13 protein-coding genes are annotated in these 16,903 nt (G+C 69.9%); 6 read left to right on the top strand and 7 right to left on the bottom strand.

The features are described from left to right. Positions 1-20 precede the first annotated feature (20 nt). A complete protein-coding gene (locus tag LAJ50_RS10520; RefSeq protein WP_138651034.1) occupies positions 21-2,525 on the bottom strand; it encodes a sulfite reductase flavoprotein subunit alpha in 2,505 nt (834 codons plus the stop codon). Positions 2,526-2,564: 39 nt separating this feature from the next. Further along, complete coding sequence (locus tag LAJ50_RS10515; RefSeq protein WP_138651035.1) at positions 2,565-4,676, bottom strand: TonB-dependent siderophore receptor; 2,112 nt, start codon at positions 4,674-4,676, stop codon at positions 2,565-2,567. A gap of 240 nt (positions 4,677-4,916) precedes the next feature. Between LAJ50_RS10515 and LAJ50_RS10510 the strand changes: the two genes are divergently transcribed. Continuing rightward, positions 4,917-6,461, top strand: a complete 1,545-nt coding sequence (locus tag LAJ50_RS10510) for a TerC family protein (RefSeq protein ID WP_138651036.1) — start codon at positions 4,917-4,919, stop codon at positions 6,459-6,461. 51 nt (positions 6,462-6,512) lie between these two features. Here the strand turns inward: LAJ50_RS10510 and LAJ50_RS10505 are convergent, their stop codons facing one another. Next, positions 6,513-7,883, bottom strand: coding sequence for a chloride channel protein (locus LAJ50_RS10505; RefSeq protein WP_130553053.1), 1,371 nt, complete (start codon positions 7,881-7,883; stop codon positions 6,513-6,515). Between the two features lie 108 nt (positions 7,884-7,991). Between LAJ50_RS10505 and LAJ50_RS10500 the strand changes: the two genes are divergently transcribed. The 3 genes from LAJ50_RS10500 (at position 7,992) to LAJ50_RS10490 (ending at position 11,025) form a co-directional block, all read left to right on the top strand. After that, complete coding sequence (locus LAJ50_RS10500) at positions 7,992-8,405, top strand: H-NS family nucleoid-associated regulatory protein (protein WP_138651037.1); 414 nt, start codon at positions 7,992-7,994, stop codon at positions 8,403-8,405. Positions 8,406-8,568: 163 nt separating this feature from the next. Next, complete coding sequence (gene pyrC, locus LAJ50_RS10495; protein WP_138651038.1) at positions 8,569-9,606, top strand: dihydroorotase; 1,038 nt, start codon at positions 8,569-8,571, stop codon at positions 9,604-9,606. Between the two features lie 192 nt (positions 9,607-9,798). Next, complete coding sequence (locus LAJ50_RS10490) at positions 9,799-11,025, top strand: DUF418 domain-containing protein (protein ID WP_138651039.1); 1,227 nt, start codon at positions 9,799-9,801, stop codon at positions 11,023-11,025. 58 nt (positions 11,026-11,083) lie between these two features. Here LAJ50_RS10490 and LAJ50_RS10485 read toward each other — a convergent pair whose 3' ends face one another. The 4 genes from LAJ50_RS10485 to LAJ50_RS10470 all read right to left on the bottom strand — a co-directional run bounded on the left by LAJ50_RS10485 (position 11,084) and on the right by LAJ50_RS10470 (position 14,347). Then, positions 11,084-11,488 carry a hypothetical protein gene (locus tag LAJ50_RS10485; protein ID WP_138651040.1) on the bottom strand — a complete coding sequence of 135 codons (405 nt, stop codon included), beginning with the start codon at positions 11,486-11,488 and terminating at the stop codon, positions 11,084-11,086. A 157-nt stretch (positions 11,489-11,645) separates the two neighbouring features. Then, positions 11,646-12,005: a hypothetical protein gene (locus LAJ50_RS10480; protein ID WP_138651041.1), complete on the bottom strand. Its 360-nt coding sequence runs from the start codon at positions 12,003-12,005 to the stop codon at positions 11,646-11,648. 116 nt (positions 12,006-12,121) lie between these two features. Beyond that, positions 12,122-12,913 carry a MipA/OmpV family protein gene (locus LAJ50_RS10475; protein WP_138651042.1) on the bottom strand — a complete coding sequence of 264 codons (792 nt, stop codon included), beginning with the start codon at positions 12,911-12,913 and terminating at the stop codon, positions 12,122-12,124. A 45-nt stretch (positions 12,914-12,958) separates the two neighbouring features. Beyond that, the gene (locus tag LAJ50_RS10470; protein ID WP_138651043.1) at positions 12,959-14,347 is read right to left on the bottom strand and encodes an MFS transporter; all 1,389 of its coding nucleotides are present in this window, start codon (positions 14,345-14,347) and stop codon (positions 12,959-12,961) included. Positions 14,348-14,733: 386 nt separating this feature from the next. On the opposite strand from LAJ50_RS10470, the gene LAJ50_RS10465 reads away from it, so the two are divergent. Both LAJ50_RS10465 and LAJ50_RS10460 read left to right on the top strand, forming a co-directional pair. After that, positions 14,734-15,399, top strand: coding sequence for a response regulator transcription factor (locus LAJ50_RS10465; protein WP_138651044.1), 666 nt, complete (start codon positions 14,734-14,736; stop codon positions 15,397-15,399). Between the two features lie 41 nt (positions 15,400-15,440). After that, entirely contained in the window at positions 15,441-16,799 is a 1,359-nt protein-coding gene (locus LAJ50_RS10460) for an ATP-binding protein (RefSeq protein WP_224096292.1), read from the top strand. Positions 16,800-16,903: the final 104 nt, after the last annotated feature.

The following is a 16,903-nucleotide window of genomic DNA, read 5'->3' as shown; positions in this document are numbered from 1 at the left end:
GGCAACAGCCGCTGTCGTCTTCAGTACACGTCGCGGCGATAGCGGCCGGCGGCCAGCAGCTGGTCCAGGCCGTCCTCGCCCAGGATGCCGCGCAGGGCCTCGTCCACGCCGGCGGCCATGCCGTGCAGCGCGCCGCACACATACAGCGTGGCCCCGCGCGCGACCCAGGCCCGCACCTCTTCGGCCTGCGCGGCCAGCAGGTGCTGCACGTAGCGGCGTTCGGCCTGGTCGCGCGAGAACGCCAGATCCGCCCGGGCCAGGTGGCCGCTGCGCTGCCATGCCGCCAGCGCCTGTTCGAAGACATGGTCGTGCGCGCGGGTGCGTTCGCCGAACAGCAGCCAGTGGCCGTGTGTGCCGGCCGCCGCCGCCTCGTGCAGCAGGCTGCGCAGGCCGGCGATGCCGGTGCCGTTGCCGATCAGCAGCATGGGCCCATCGACGCGGTGGAAGCCGGGGTTGCGGCGCACGCGCGCCTGCACCGCAGCGCCTTCCGGCGCATGCGCGCACAGCCAGCCCGAGCCCGATCCATGGCGGCCATCGGGCAGCGTGATCAGGCGCACGACCAGCTCGGCGGCGCCGTCGGAAGGGATCGACGCCAGCGAGTACGCCCGATGCGGCAGCGGCGGCAGGCCGTCGATCCACGCCTGCGCGTCGTGCACCGGTGCCATCGGCAGGTCCAGCTGCGGCAGGTCGCGCGTGGCGGCGGCGCTCGCCAGCGCCTGCGTCCGGCCGTCGACCGTCACCGGCGTGGCGGCGTCCAGGCCGACATGCGCCAGCACGGCCGCGACGTGGCCCGCGCCGTGCCGCGGTGCGATCTCCAGGATGTCGCCGGCCTGCCAGGACGCGTCGGCCGGGGGCTGCAGGCGCACATGCCACATCGCCGCCGCGGCGCTGCCGGGATTGAGCCGCGTGCGGTCCAGCAGGCGCCAGGCCTGGAACGGCACGTCTTCCACCAGGGGCGCATCGGCGGCCACGCCGGTGAGTTCGGCCAGCTGCCGCTGCCAGTGTTCCAGCGCCTGGCCGTCGTTGCGGTCCACCTCCACGCTGGGGAACAGCGCCCGTGCGCCCTGCGCATGCAGCCAGTGTTCGACCCGGCGCGAGAAGCCGCAGAAGCGCGCGTACTGGCGATCGCCCAGCGCCAGCACCGCATAGCCCAGCTCGGGCAGGGCGAGCGCCCGGTCGAGCATGCGCCGCTCGAACGGGCGTGCGGTGTCCGGCGCCTCGCCGTCGCCGAAGGTGCTGATCACGAACAGCGCCCGCCGGGTCCGGGCCAGGCGCGCGGCATCCAGGCGCGCAATCGATTCGACCTGCACCGGCAGGCCGGCGGCCTGCAGCTGGCCGGCCGCGCGCCAGGCGAGCTGTTCGGCGAAGCCACTCTGGCTGGCGAAGGACACCAGCCACGGCTCGCCATCGGCCTGCAGCAAGGGCAGGCGCGATGCGCGCGCGGCGCGCTTCCTGCGGCGCCGATCCAGGTACAGCATCCAGCCGGTGACGAAGAACAGGCTCATGCACAGGGCCGACACCATCACGATGATCCGCCCTGGCATGCCGAAGAAGCTGCCCGAATGCAGCGCGAACACGCTGGTCAGCAGCTTGCGGCCCGCCGGCAGCGCGGCGTAGGGACTGCGCTCCAGCACCGCGCCGGTGGCCGGGTCGAGCAGGTAGGTGTCGTAGGCGCGGTCGTGCGCGGCGCCTTCCAGCCTGACCCGTGCGGTCAGCGGGCGATCGCCCTTGGGCGCGAAGCGCAGGTCGAGGTAGCCACCCGCGCGCAGGGCGGGCACGGCCGCGTCGAGGCTGGCCTGCACCCGGGCCAGGTCGAGCCGGCCGAAGCCGGCCCCGCCACGCGTCTCCTCGCGTTCGGCACCGCCCAGCAGCCTGCTGACCCCATCGCGGTACCAGTCGTAGGACCACCACAGCCCGGTCAACGCAATCAGCACATACACCACCAGCACCCAGGTGCCGATCACCGAATGCAGGCTCCACAGGAAGCTGCGGCCGCTGCGTTTCCACTCCACCGCCAGCCAGGTGCGCGGACTGCGCCACTGCCGGGGCCAGCGCAGGTACAGGCCGGACAGGCAGAAGAACAGCAGCATGAGCACGCAGGCGCCGGTGATCGCCTTGCCGGTCTCGCCGGCCGCCAGCCGCCGATGCAGGTCCTCGGCGACGTCGAAGAAGCGCGCACCGCGGGGCGCGTCGATCACCTGTCCGGTGTAGGGGTCGAAGTACAGCGACGTGCCGCCACGCCCATCGAAGCGCACCTCGGACGGATGGGCGCCGGTGGTGTCCACGCGCAGGCGCTGGATCGGCCCGCGCCGGCCCTGCGAGAGGCGCTCGGCCAGCGTGGTCAAGGGCAGCGCCTGCTCGCCGGCGGCATGATGGCGCGCGACCTGGGCCAGCGGTGGGTTCATGGCGCGCAGCAGTTCGTCCTGGAAGGACAGGCTGGCGCCGGTGAGTCCCATCAGGGCCAGCACCGTGCCGGCGGTGATGCCCAGGAACCAATGGGTCTGGAACAGGAGCTGCTTGAGCACGTGGGGGTTCCTGCGCGCGGATTGCCGAAAGGGGGAGGATTAGAAGCGCAGGCCGAGGTTGAACAGCGCGGTGCGGTCGTCGCCCATCGCCACCGCCGCGGCCAGGCCGCCGCTGTAGTAATGGGTGTCGAAGATGTTCTTCAGGCTGAAGGCAGCGTGCCAGCGCGGCGCGTCATACGCCACGCCCGCATCGGCGACCACATAGCCCGGCAGCACGTAGCTGTAAGCGAAGCGATCGCTTTCCCCGCGCAGGCCGCCGTTGACCGACCAGCGCGACCAGGCGCCGGGCAGTTGGTAGCGCGCGAAGGCCGTGGCGCTGTGCCGTGGCACGTTGTTGAGGCGGTTGCCGACCGTCGACGCCGCCTGGCCGCCGTCGTCGGTGATCACCGCGTCGGTGTAGGCATAGCCGGCGTTGAGGCTCAGGCCATTCCCGAAATCCGCGGCGATGCCCAGTTCGACGCCGCGCGTGCGCTGCTCGCCGATGGCGATGCTGAAGCCGTCGTTGAGCGGATCGCCCTGCAGCACGTGCTGCCGACGCAGGTCGAACAGCGCCGTGGTCAGCGTCGCGCGGCCCTGCGCCAGGTCGATCTTCAGGCCCGCTTCCCACTGCCGGCCTTCCTCGGGCTCGAACCCGCGGCCGTCCACATCGGTGCCGGTGTTGGGATAGAACGAGGTGGCGTAGCTCAGGTAGGGCCGCACGGCCGGCGTGAGGTCGTACATCACCGCCAGCGCACCGGTGGTGGCGTCGGCCGGATCGCGTTCGACGCGGCCGTTGGCGCGGTTGGTGGTCCGGGTGGTGGTGAAATCCCGGCGCAGCCCGGCGCTGACCAGCCAGCGCTCGCCGATGTGCAACTGGTCGCGCGCATACAGGCCCAGCATCTCGAGCCGCACGCGGGTGTTAGTGCGGGGCGTGGCAGGGCAACGGATCGGACTGCCGTAGACCGGCGCGTAGACGTTCAGCGCGGCGACGCTGCAGGTGTAGGACAGCACGTCTTCGCGCGTCTCCAGGGAATCCACGCCGAAGGTCAGGTCGTGGCGCAAGGCGCCGGTGGCGACCTGCTTCCATGCATGCGTATCGACCGACAGGGTATGGCCATCGTAGGCCTGGTCCTGCGCGCCGCGGCGCAGGGTGCGCTGGTCGGCGTTCATCGCCGTATTGCTGACCAACTGCCCGGTGACCTCGAAGTCCTGCACGCGCAGGTTCTGGTTGAGCGTCCAGCCGTTGCCGAAGCGGTGGCTGAAGGCGTAGCCGATGCGCGACTGGCGCGCGCGGTAGGGATCCTGTCCTGGCTCGCCGGTGAAGGTGTCGCGCGGGATCGGCCCATTGCGGCTGGGCAGGATCGACCCCACCAGCGGCAGGCCCTGCTGGCGCAGGTATTCGCGCGTCTGATAGCTGGCCAGCAGGGTCAGGTCGGTGTCCGGGCCCAGCTCCAGCGACAGCGCCGGCGCGATGTGGCGCGCCCGGAACCAGACATGGTCGGTGGCGTCGTCGCTGTTCATGGCCAGGCCGTTGAGGCGCAGCGCGGCCCTGCGATCGGCCGACAGCGGCGTGTTGAGATCGAACGTGCCCTGGACCCATCCGTGGCTGCCGACCGTGGCGTCGACGCGGCCGAAAGGGTCGGCCTGCGGACGCTTGCTGACCATGTTCACCAGTCCGCCCGGCAGCACCAGCCCGTACATCAGCGAGGCCGGGCCCTTGAGCACTTCGACCTGCTCGTAGCCGAACAGCTGCTCGGCCACCCGACTGGACGCGGCCGTGCGCAGGCCATCGACGAACAGCGAGTCGGAGGCGACCTGGCCGCGGATGATCAGGTCGTCCCAGCCGCGTCGGCCGAAGGTGTTGCTGACCACGCCGGGGACGTTGTGCAGGGCATCGGCCAGGCTCTGGGCCTGCTGCGCATCGAGCAGGTCGCGCGTGACCACGCTGACCGATTGCGGTGACGCCTCCGGCGCCAGCCCCGATTTGCCGACCTGGGCCGGCCCCTGGCTGTGGAAGCCACTCGCCGTGCCGGTGACGCGCACGGTATCCAGTTCCCGGGTCTGGGGCATGGGGGCGGCCGCGGTGGTCTCGTCGCCGGGCTGCGCATGCAGGGCGAACGGCGCGCAGGTCAGCAGGCACGCGCACAGGGAAACGGGGCGGGGCAGGGGCATCGAGGGGGATGTTATGAGAACGCGAATTGTTCTCATCAATAGTAGAGCCCCCTCGGTTTTGCTGCAACGCGGCGACACGTCGTCGCGAGCCACCTGACGGATCGCCGGTGGCGCGCGGAAGGAAAATGCGCGCGGCGTCGTGCCGGCCGCCGAGTGACGGCGTGGTCATTTCGGTGCGGATTCGGCTGGCCGGGCGACCGCGCGTGCGAAGATCCGGGGCCGTCCCACGCTGAACTTCCTATGGAATGGCTGTCCGACCCATCGATCTGGATGGGCCTGGCGACCTTGGTGATCCTCGAGATCATCCTGGGCATCGACAATCTGGTCTTCATCGCGATCCTGGCGGACAAGCTGCCGCCGGAGCAGCGCGACAGGGCCCGCCTCATCGGACTGAGCCTGGCGCTGCTGATGCGCCTGGTGCTGCTGGCCACGCTGTCGTGGATCATGCGGCTGACCGATCCGCTGTTCGCCCTGGGCGGGCAGTCCTTTTCCGGACGCGACCTCATCCTGCTGGCCGGCGGCGCGTTCCTGCTGTTCAAGGCGACCATGGAACTGCACGAACGCCTGGAAGGCGCCGATGCGCACCAGGACGGCGCCAAGGCCTTTCCCAGCTTCGCCCTGGTGATTGCCCAGATCGTGGTGCTGGATGCGGTGTTCTCGCTGGACTCGGTGATCACCGCGGTCGGCATGGTCGACGAACTGGGCGTGATGATCGCCGCGGTGGTCATCGCCATGGCCATCATGATGCTGGCCAGCCGGCCGCTGACCCGGTTCGTCGGCCGCCATCCGACGGTGGTCATCCTGTGCCTGGGCTTCCTGCTGATGATCGGTTTCAGCCTGCTGGCCGAAGGCCTGGGCTTCAAGATCCCGAAGGGCTATCTGTACGCGGCGATCGCGTTCTCGATCCTGATCGAAGGCTTCAACCAGTGGTCGCGCTTCAACCGCGAGCGCCGCCAGCGCCGGCTGCCCTTCCGCCAGCGCACCGCCGAGGCCGTGCTGCGCCTGCTGGGCGCGCGCGGCCGGCGCGACGCACAGGACCAGCGCGATGTTGCGGACGCGGCTGACGAGGAACGCCTGGAGCCGTCGGAGCAGCACATGATCCGCAGCGTGCTGACGCTGGCCGAGCGTCCGGTGACCGCGCTAATGACCGTGCGCGCCGACCTGGAATGGCTGGATTCCCGGGCCGATGCGCAGGACATCGCCCAGCGCCTGGCCGCCTCGCCGCATACCCGGATGCTGGTGTGCGACGGCGAACTCGATCGCCTGCAGGGCGTGGTGCAGAGCCGCGACCTGCTGGCCAACGCGCTCGGCGGCGCGCCGCTGGACCTGGTCGGCTGCACGCGCGAGCCGCTGGTGCTGCCCGAGACGACCACGGCGCTGCGCGCCCTGGACCGGATCCGCGAGCACCCGCTGCCGCTGGCGATCGTGGTGGACGAGTACGGCAGCATCGAGGGCCTGGTCACCGCCAACGATCTGCTGGCCGCCATCGCCGGCGACCTGGCCGATACCCAGGACGCGGACTACGGCGCGCTCGAACGCGAGACCGGCGTCTGGGAGATCGACGGCGCCATGCATCTGGACGAGATCGAGCGCCTGACCGGGCTGGTGCTGCCGCGTTCGAGCCGCTACCAGACCCTGTCGGGGCTGTTCCTGCACCAGTTGGACCGGTTGCCCGCGCCCGGGGACCGCGTCGTGGTGGGGGACGTCCTGGCCGAGGTGTTCTCGCTCGACCGGCGCCGGGTCGGCAAGGCGCTGCTGCGCGCCGCCTCGGAAAGCGCCGCCTGACGCCTGGTGCACGGTGCGCGCGCCGCGCCAGGTCCGGCGGACGAGGATCGGTCAGGTATGCGCCGGACGTGGCCCGTCGGCATCGTCGTCGTGCGCGTCCGGCGCCACGGGCGCGGGCTCGGGCATGGCGGCCAGCAGGCGGTCGGCCAGCGCCTTGTACACCGGCTTGCGGCAGACCAGCGCCGAGGCGCCGCGGGCGAGCAGGGCGGTGGCCAGGATCGGCAGCATCATGTCGCTGTTGTCGGTCAGCTCCAGGCAGATGATCGACGAGGTCAGCGGCGCCTGGGTCACGCCGGTCAGGTAGGCGCACATGCCCAGCAGCACCATCGAGGACGGATCCACGCCCGGCAGCAGCACCGCCAGGTTGTGGCCCAGGCCCGCGCCGACCGCCAGCGCCGGCGAGAACAGGCCGCCGGGGATGCCGGCCACGTAGGACACCAGGTTGGCGGCGAACTTCATCAGCCCGAACTCATGCCCGACCACCGCGTGGTCCTGCACCAGGCTGCGCGCCTGCTCGTAGCCGGTGCCGAACGCGCCCGCGCCGAAGACGATGCCCAGCAGCGCCAGCACCAGGCCGCAGCCGCCGGCGAACAGCACCGGATTGGCCGCGCGCATCCGTCCCAGCCAGCGCGGCCGGCCGTCCATCGCCGCCAGGATCGTGCGGCTGAAGAGGCCGCCCAGCAGCCCGGCCACGGCCCCGCACAGCAGCACCGCCAGCCAGCCCAGCCCCAGCGGCAGGGCGGCCTGCACCGTGCCGAAGTAGGTGTAGTTGCCCAGCAGGCCCAGCGAGACCACGCCGCCGACGATCACCGCCGTCAGCAGCGTGCCGGAGAAGGTGTGCTCGAAGCGGCCCGACAGTTCCTCGATCGCGAACACCACGCCGGCCAGCGGGGTGTTGAACGCCGCCGCGATGCCGGCCGCGCCGCCGGCCAGCAGGAAGTGCGTGGCGTCGCGCGGATCCTTGAAGCCCAGCGCCCGCCCGATCACATACATCAGGCTGGCGCCCACGTGCACCGTCGGCCCCTCGCGGCCGACCGAGGCGCCGCCGAACAGCGCCAGCACGGTCAGCGCCAGCTTGCCGGCCGACACCCCCAGCGACAGGTTGCGCTTGCGGAAATCGCGATCGGGCAGCTGCAGCGCGGCGATCACCTGCGGGATGCCCGAGCCGCGGGTCGGCTTGAGCGCCCCGTTGGTGAGCCAGGCCAGCGCGGCGAACACCGTCGGCGTCAGCAGCAGCGCCCACCACACCGAGTGGTGGATGACCCGCGAGAACAGCCCGAAGGCCGCATCGGCCGCCCGGGCGAAGATCAGCGCCACCACCGCCACCGCGACGGCGCCGCCCCACAAGGCCACGCGCCGCATCCAGCGCTCCCGCGACCACAGCGGCGCCAGCGCGCCGCCCGCTTTGAATGGCTCGAACATGTGACCCAGTGTCGCATGCGACGGCGCGACAGCCCAAGGCTTGCACGCGCGGACAGGCATAATGCGCGGCGGGCATGCCCTGCCTTCCATCCCTTCCGACACGAACCCATGACCGAAAAGAACACGCTGAACCTGGACGCCATCGCCCAAGCCAAGGCCAAGCTGGCCGAAGAACTGCGCAAGCTCGAGGCGCAGGAAGTCGAGCTGCGCCAGCAGGAGGCCACGGACGCGTTTTCCAACGTGATCAAGCTGCTGCAGACCTACGGCAGCCACTTCAACGCCAAGCAGAAGGCGGAGATCGCCGCGCTGACCGGCGCCGGCGAGCCGCGCGCGCGGAAGTCCGCCGGCTCCAGCACCCGCGGCACCACCGTGGCGCCCAAGTACTGGCTGCCGCACACCGGCGAGACCTGGACCGGCCGAGGCCGCACCCCCAAGGCCTTCGCCGCCTGGGAAGGCACCGCCGCCTACAACGAGTGGAAGGCGCGTCACCCGAAGGACAAGTTCCCGGCCTATCCGGGCTGAGCCGCCCAGGCGGACGCCCCCATTGCTGCAACCCGACGCCCGCGTCCGCCGCGGGCGTCGCGCTTTAAAGGGCGGCGAGGGAGGGCCGGGCAGGGCAGGGCAGTGCCGAGGGCGTGCGCTACCATGCCGCGCCCCGCAATCCGACCTTGAAGACGACCGCGCCATGACCGCCACGCGCCTTGAACTCATCCGCCCCGACGACTGGCACCTGCACCTGCGCGACGGACAGGCCCTGACCTCGGTGGTGAGGCATACCGCGCGGCGCTTCGCGCGCGCCATCGTCATGCCCAACCTCAAGCCACCGGTGGCCACCGTGGCCCAGGCCGAAAGCTATCGCGAGCGCATCCTGGCCTGCCTGCCGGCCGGGTCCGGCTTCCAGCCGCTGATGACCCTGTACCTGACCGAGGACACCGCGCCGGAGGAGATCGCCCGCGCCAAGGCCAGCGAGCACGTGTTTGCCGTCAAGTACTACCCGGCCGGCGCGACCACCAACTCGCAGTCCGGCGTGCGCGACCTGGCGCGCGTGAACGCGGTGCTGGAGGCGATGGAGAAGCACGAACTGCCGCTGCTGCTGCACGGCGAGGTGACCGACCCGGCCGTGGACATCTTCGACCGCGAACGCGTGTTCATCGAGCGCCACCTGCTGCCGCTGCAGGCCCGCTTCCCCGGCCTGCGCATGGTGCTCGAGCACATCACCACCAAGGACGCGGTGGACTTCGTCACCGGCGCCCCGGCCAACGTCGGCGCCACCATCACCGCCCATCACCTGCTGCTCAACCGCAACGTCCTGTTCGAAGGCGGCATCCGCCCGCACAACTACTGCGCCCCCATCCTCAAGCGCGAGACCCACCGCCAGGCCCTGCTGCAGGCCGCCACCAGCGGCGATGCGCACTTCTTCCTCGGCACCGACAGCGCCCCGCACCCCCGCGGCGCCAAGGAAACCGCCTGCGGCTGCGCCGGCCTCTACACCGCCCATGCCGCGATCGAGCTGTACGCCGAGGCCTTCGACCAGGCCGGCAAGCTGGAGCAGCTGGAGGCCTTCGCCAGCTTCCACGGCCCGGACTTCTACCGGCTGCCGCGCAACCAGGAGCGGATCGTGCTGGAGCGCAAGGCTTGGACCGTGCCCGACACCTATCCGCTGGCCGATTCGGTGGTGGTGCCGATGCGGGCGGGGGAGGGGGTCGAGTGGTCGCTGGCGTAGCGACGATCGGCTCGATGAGATCGGGATGGCAGGACGGCAGGATGTCTCCGGAAGAGAACCAACGCGATCACCTTCGCCTGTCTTCCGGGTTCGATCCCGAGGTCATGGTGGGGTGATCCAGGGCGGGGCGGCCGTCTGCGCCGCGACGAAGCGGACATGCTTTGCGAACCAGCGCACGGCCCAGAGGCTGCGATGAACGGCGTTTCAGAAGCAGGCAACTTCCTTGAACAGCATGCTGCGCTCCCTGTCGCTCCCGGCCGTCGCGTCGCGGTCATCGATGTGCTGCGGGGCGTGGCGCTCTTCGGCGTGCTCTCCGTCAACCTGATCACCGAGTTCCGGGTCTCGGTGTTTCAGCAGTTTCTCCAGCCGACCATGGCGGGGGGCCGTCTGGATCGACTGGTCGATGCGGTTGTGAGCATCGGCATGGAGTTGAAGGCGTTTGCCCTGTTCTCCCTGTTGTTCGGCGTTGGCCTTGCCATCCAGTTCGAGAGGCTCGCCTCCAAGCCACAGCGCCTGTCGCTGCTGGTCAGGCGACTGCTGGTCCTGCTGGGGTTCGGCATCCTGCACCTGTGCCTGATCTGGAATGGCGACATCCTCACGGAGTACGCGCTGATCGGGTTGCTCGCCCTGCCGTTCCTTTATCTTCCCAGCAGGGCGCTCATCGTCTTCTGTGCGGCGGCGCTGCTGCTTTATGCGGCGATGCCGTCCTGGCTCCCGGACAGCTTCTTCGGGCCCGACGAGGCAGGGCTTCGACAGTACATCCGCGTCGCGACATCGGTCTACGCAACGGGCACCTGGAGCGAGGTCGTCCGCTTCAACATCGCCGAGATACCCCGCCTCGTGCCGCTGCATGTGTTGGTGGCCCCGCGGACGTTCGCGTTGTTCCTGCTTGGCGTGCTCGTGTGGCGCACCGGCCTGCTGCGCGACCCCGAAAGGTACCGCCGCCTACTCATCGGTATCGCCGTGGTGGGCCTCGTCCTTGGGTTGGGGATGCGTCTGCTGACGCTGCCTGGCCCAGGGTCTTCCTTGCGGATCTTGGCGCCACTCGTCTCGGCGCTGACGACACTGGCCCCGGTCGTGCTTGCCATCGGCTACGGCGCCACCTGCGTCGCCCTGTATACGTTCACCAGGCTCAACTGCTTGCTGGGGTTGCTCGGCCCGCTGGGCCGCATGGCCTTCAGCAACTACCTGGCCCAGTCGCTGGTGTTCGGCTGGATCTTCTTCGGATATGGACTGGGCCTGTTCGGCCGCCTGGGCGCATCGCAGGCGATGCTGCTGGGCATCGCGGTTTATATCGCGCAGGTTCTCATCAGCCATTGGTGGCTGAAGCGGTTCCGGTTCGGCCCCATGGAGTGGCTGTGGCGGACACTCATGTATGGAGTTCGCCAACCCTGGCGGGTGAGGGACCATCGCCTGTAGGAGAAACGGGACCGGGCAGGCCATGGGATGGTCGCTGGCCTGGAGTCTGGTGGGGAGCTCAGGCGAGTGAGGGAGCCCTTTGCGTCTGCGGGATGTCCGGCGACGAAACCCGCTTCGAATGATCGCACCCGCCCGGCGAGGCAGTCGAGGGCGCGTTCCTGCCGATGAGATCAGACAGAAAGGAAAGCACCAGTTCGCCCTGATCTTCCCAGATGAGCTCTATCGGCCTTCGATCACCGAGGGCGGGAACGTGTTCGTCGGTGATCCAGCGATAGACATGCTCGGGGTTGTCGTCGAGTTGAAAGGCGAGATTGGCGATCTGGCGGACAATGCCGTACTTCATGCGGTGACCTCCTGTTTTGCCTGGGTAAGAGGGAGTGGAATGAACGTCCAGGCCGATGCGCGTGCTCCTGCGCATGCGCGCGTCGAGGCGAGGCTGCGGACAGGCGGTGCCGGAAATCATCATCGATCCAAGCTGCCGCTGGACGCGGTGCGGGTGTCGAGGGACGCGCCATCGTTCGCATCAAAGGCGGGGCGAACACCGCTGCCACGAAGACCCCCGGAAGGCAGACGCCATCGGCCCCCGTTTGCGTGGCCGCCAGGCGCCTCATGCAGTGCGATCATCGGGTGATGATGGCGGCGACGACGAGCGCGAGGAAAATGCCCGCGTTGAGCTTGGGTTCCCAGTACTCCATGAACATGAAAGTGATGGCGAGCCATCCGAGCGCGGCGGCGATGGACAGGATCTGGACCGGCGTCGCGCTCAGCAGGCCTCTAGCCCGCCAGGCCAGGAGAACCCCGAACAGACCGAAGGCCACCTGCCCAAGCGAAAAGGCGGTATTCAGTCCGTAGTACAGCGTGGTTTCAAGGCCTGGCTCGCGTTTCCCGCGGAAATACTGGGACGCCACGTCGACGACGAAATGCAGCGCCCCGCTCAGGGCGAGCCATCCATAGGCGGAATAGAGGAGGTACTTGTGCATGGTGGTGGCTCATCTTGGGAATTGGTGGAGCGAGCGGCTTCCGGATCGACCGAATCCGCCGAGCGGCGCATCTCGGTCGATTCCGCCGAGACGCGTCCCCGCCCCGACTGTCGGGCTCAAAAGCGCCGGCTCAGTCCAAGCAATACGCGCCCGACGCCCTCGCTTCCCGGCTCCAGGAGCGGGCTGTCGCTGAGCTCGCCTGGCAGGAAGCGATACTCGATCGAGCCCAGCAACTGCCACTTGCTCTTCCCGATCGGCTGCGTCAGTGTCAGCCCAAGGCGCGGGACCAGGGCCGATCCCGGTGCATATGCGGCGACGCCGCGCGCGACTTCCTCGTCGAGTATTCCGAAGTAATAGTCGGCCAGGGCCGACGACATCCAGCTCGCGCCCACGTTGGTCGTGAGTCTGCTGCGATCGAGCAGCCATGTGTATCGATAGTCCAGGGAGATCTGATAGCCGTCGCTGGTATCGGAGATGTCATGAACCGCCTCGAGGGCGATCGCACCCCAGGTCGAGCTGATGCCCGCGCGGAAGCCGGCATCGATGCCGTCGTCGCGGTCGCTCAGCAGGGCAGGGTCCACGCCATTGGCGAGAAGCTCGGTCCGTCCAAGATCGCTGATGTCGAATCCGTCGAGCCGGACGGACAGCAGTGCATCGAGGGTGAATTGGCCCGACTCGTAGAGGTGCACGCCGCCGGAGACGCCGCGCAGGAACACGCGCTCTCCTTCATAGCCGATCAGCGGAAAGGGCCGCACCCGCGTCCCTTCGCCGGCATAGGGACTGTCGATGGCCGCGGCACCGACGCCGAGCGACCATGTGTCGGAGGTGGAGGAGGGCTGCTGGCCGAGCGCGGTCGCGGGAAGCGCGAGAAGCGCGAGCTTGACGAGATTGCGGGCTGTCTTGTTCATTCCGTGGCTGCCGTGGTGGGTGAAGGGGGCTGGGTCGATGTCGCGTTAGCGCGTGGTAGGAGCAGGGGTCTGCACCGGAAGGAGCGGCTGCGGAGCCTGGTGCGCGCTGCCGGGAGCCGCCGGCGCGCTGTGTCGCAGTTGCGCACGGCCCAGCCAGATGCCCAGCGCGGCCCACGCCAGCGCCAGCGGGACCACCGCGCCGACCAGTCCGCCCATGGTCAGGCCCAGCCGCCCGAGCACGCCTTCGGCCTGTGCGCCGACCACGTCGCCGACGCGGTACATGAAGGTGTCGACGAAGGCCTTGGCCTTGTATTTGTCCTCGCGGCCGACCACGGTGAACAAGGCTTCGCGCGCCGGGCCGGTGATGCCGCGCTGCACGGCGCGGTTGGCGGCCTCCAGCAGGATCAGCGCCAGGAACGAGCCATAGAGCGCCAGCCCGACGAAGCCCAGCGCGGTGGCCACGGGCAGGATCGCCAGGGCCACGCCCAGGCCGAAGCGCTGGATGATCTTCCCGGTCAAAGTGAACTGCAGCGCCAGCACGGCGACCTGCGTCCACATGTCGATGCTGCCCATGAGGGCCGCACGCGCATCCAGCCCATCCGCCGCGCCCGCGACCATCTGCAGGCGGGTGAAGTAGATGCAGGTCGCCAGCGCGGTCATCAGCACGATGTAGCCGGCGATGAGAGTCAGATAGCGCGACCGGAAGACCGCGCGCAGGCCCGCCCAGGCGCTGCCGCCGATGGAGCCCGCCGCCTCCGCTGGCCCGGTCCCGTCGCCCGGCCCCTTGTCGGCAGCGTTGTCGGGCACCACCCGCACCAGCAGCCAGGCCATCACGAGGGCCAGCAGCAGGAACCCGCCCGCGACCAGCAGCAGGCTCGGCGTCCCGAGCGGTTCGGCCAGCCGCGAGGTCAGCCAGGGTCCGAAGATCGCACCGAGGGTGCCGCCGACCGAGATCAGGGCGAAGAAGCGCTTGCCCTGATCGGGGGTGAAGCGGTCGGTCAGCAGCGCCCAGAACACCATGGTCACGAACAGGTTGAACACGCTGAACCAGACGTAGAACACCTGCCCGCTGCGCTGCCCGATCGCCCCGGGCGCGAAGGACAGCAGCGCCCCGAAGCCCAGCAGACTCAACACGAAGAATCCGTAGGTGGCAGCGATGAACTGAAGCCGCCGCAGCCGGCTGACCAGCCAGCCGAACAGCGGGTTCGCCGCCAGCGTCGCCACCGCGGTGCCGACGAACAGCCAGCGGATGCCCTCGATGCCATGCTCCATGCCCATCGCGTCACGAGCCGGACGCAGCAGCATCAGCGCCGTCAGCACGCAGAAGAAGAACAGGGATGCGATGAGGACCGGCCCGACCTCTTCGCGGCGGAGATTGAAGAGCGCCTGTAACGGGCGCGGACGGGACGGCGTCGGTCTCGCGGCGGGAGTCATGAGTGGGAATCCTGGTTCGATGCGGGCTGGAGGGACGCGTGCGGGTGGCGCGGTGTGCGAGAGGACATGGCGGCCCGAGCCGGATCGGGACTGGGCTGGGCCTGCAAGCCCGCGCTGGGCGCGGCGCGTGTGCGTCGATGGGGAATGCCGGTCGCGGTCCAGGGGCCCATGGCGGTGCCTCGCGGGGTTTGGGGAAGGAGGAACGGTTGCGGACGCGGCCAAGTTCGGCGGGCGCGATTAATTTGCGTTTAAGGCGATGGCGTGGGCGCGCGTGCGGTGAGCCCCGTCGCGGCGGTCGGTCCAACGGGTTTTGAGCGCGGCGTTTAATCCGGTATTAATGCCGGCATCGGAACATCGCCGACCGCTTCTCTTCAGCCTGCGCCGCCATGGAAGAACTGCTCCTCATCGAAGACGACCACATGCTCGGGCGTGCGCTGACGGCCGCGCTCGGCCAGGAGGGTTGGCGCGTTGCCCACTGTGAGGACGCGGCTTCGGCACGGGCCGCCCTGGTCGACCATGCTTTCGCCGCGGTGCTGCTCGACCTGGGGCTGCCCGGGGGCTCGGGACTGGAAGTGCTGACGATGATGCGCAGCCGCTATGACCCGACGCCCGTGCTGATCATCACCGCCCGCGACCAGCTCAGCGACCGCGTTCGTGGGCTGGACGCCGGCGCCGACGACTACATCGTCAAGCCGTTCCAGCGCGATGAGATGCTCGCCCGGCTGCGCGCGGTGCTGCGGCGCAGTCGCGGCGAGGTGACGCCGCTGCTGCGCTGGCGCGATGTCGAGGTCGATCCGGCGGCCAGGACGGTGACCCGTGGCGGCAAGCGGGTGAGCCTGAGTGCGAGCGAGTACAACATCCTGGTGGCCCTGCTGCAGGCGCGCGGCCGGGTGCTCAGCCGTGACCAGCTGCGAGACCGGCTCTACGGCGGCGACGCGGAGATCGGCAGCAATACGGTCGCGGTGTACGTGCACCAGCTGCGGCGCAAGCTCGGCGACGAGGTGGTCCTGACGGAACTCGGCTTCGGCTACCGCGCCGGGAGCGAGGACTGATGCGCGCGCTGCGGACGCGGTTGCTGGTCGCGCTGGCGGCGGTGCTGCTGGCGGCGTGGGGCGGTTGGTTTCTGATGCAGTTCCTGGAGATGACATCGCGGCAGGACGGCGAGGTCGATGGCATGCTGCGCAACGTCGCCGAACAGATCCTGTATTCGCTGCCGACGGACATCGCGACCGCGGGCCAGCAGCGGCAGTTCGTGCTCGGTGGCGAAGCCAGGCAGGGCAGCGGCAAGTTCGCCGCGCTTGGTTTCCAGGTCTGGGAGCGCGGCACCGGCCGGCGCCTCATGTCCTCGCGGCCGGCGCCGGCGCACGCGATGAGGCCGGACTTCGCGGACGGTTTCGCGGAGGTGAACATCGCCGGCGCGCCCTGGCGCGTGTTCTCGCTCAGCGACGCCGGCGCGCGGGTCCAGGTGCAGGTCGGTCTGCCGCGGGCCGCGCTGCGGGCGGAGCTGCGGCGATGGTTCGGCGTCAGCCTCGGTACCGCGCTGCTGCTGCTGTTGTTCATCGCCATCGCGGTCTGGCTGGTGATCCGCTGGTCGCTGCGGCCCGTGGTGCGGGTGAGCGAATCGCTCGCCAGGCGTGCGCCGCTGGATCTGGCGCCGCTGCCCGAACGCGGACTTCCGGACGAGTTCACGCCGCTGGTGCGCTCGTTCAACCAGTTGATGGCGCGGCTGGCGCAGGCGCTGCGGCACGAGCGTCAGTTCCTCGACGAGGCCGCGCACGAACTGCGCACGCCGCTTGCGGCGTTGCTGGCCCAGGCGCAGGTGCTGCAGCACGCCGGCGATCGCGAGGAGGCGCGCGAGGCGCTCGACCACCTGGTCGCCGGGATCGAGCGCACCTCGCGGTTGGCCCAGCAGTTGCTCGACGCCGCGCGGGTGGAGGGCGGCGGTGGCGCTTCGCGCGCGACCGATGTGGATCTGGCGCTGGTGGTGGGAATGGTCGCCGACGAATTCGAACTGTTCGCGCTGCGCACCGGCCAGTCGATCGAGATCGAAGGCGGGCACGCGCCGGTGCATGGCGACATCGACGATCTGGGAATCCTGGTCAGGAACCTGCTCGACAACGCGCTGCGACACGGCGGGCCCGGCACCCGCGTGCGGCTGCACACCGGGGTCGACGGCGAGGGGCCCGCGCGGACGGCCGTCCTGCGCGTCGCCGACGACGGTCCGGGCATCGCCGAAGGCGAGCGCGAGCGGGTCTTCGAGCGGTTCTATCGTGCCGGCACCGGGCATCGTGCGCAGGGCATCGGCATGGGGCTGTCCCTGGTCGAGCGCGTGGTCGCCTCGCATGGCGGGCGGCTGCATTGCGGCGTTGGACTCGACGGCCGCGGTTTTGGCGTCGAGATCCGGATCCCCGCCGTTCCGGGGGCCGATTCCCGCGCCGGCCAAGGCCGCTAGCGGTCACCTGACCCGAGGCCTCCGGCGACGCGGCCGGCGATGTGAGGGTCAGGCATGTCGCCGGAGACGCGACCGAACCGATGATCCGGTCGACAATCCCATGC

The sequence above is a fragment of the Pseudoxanthomonas sp. X-1 genome (assembly GCF_020042665.1).
GTDB classification, from domain to species: domain Bacteria; phylum Pseudomonadota; class Gammaproteobacteria; order Xanthomonadales; family Xanthomonadaceae; genus Pseudoxanthomonas_A; species Pseudoxanthomonas_A spadix_A.
The sequence above is the reverse complement of the archived record's forward strand: the minus strand, read 5'-3'. Positions and strand labels throughout refer to the sequence as shown.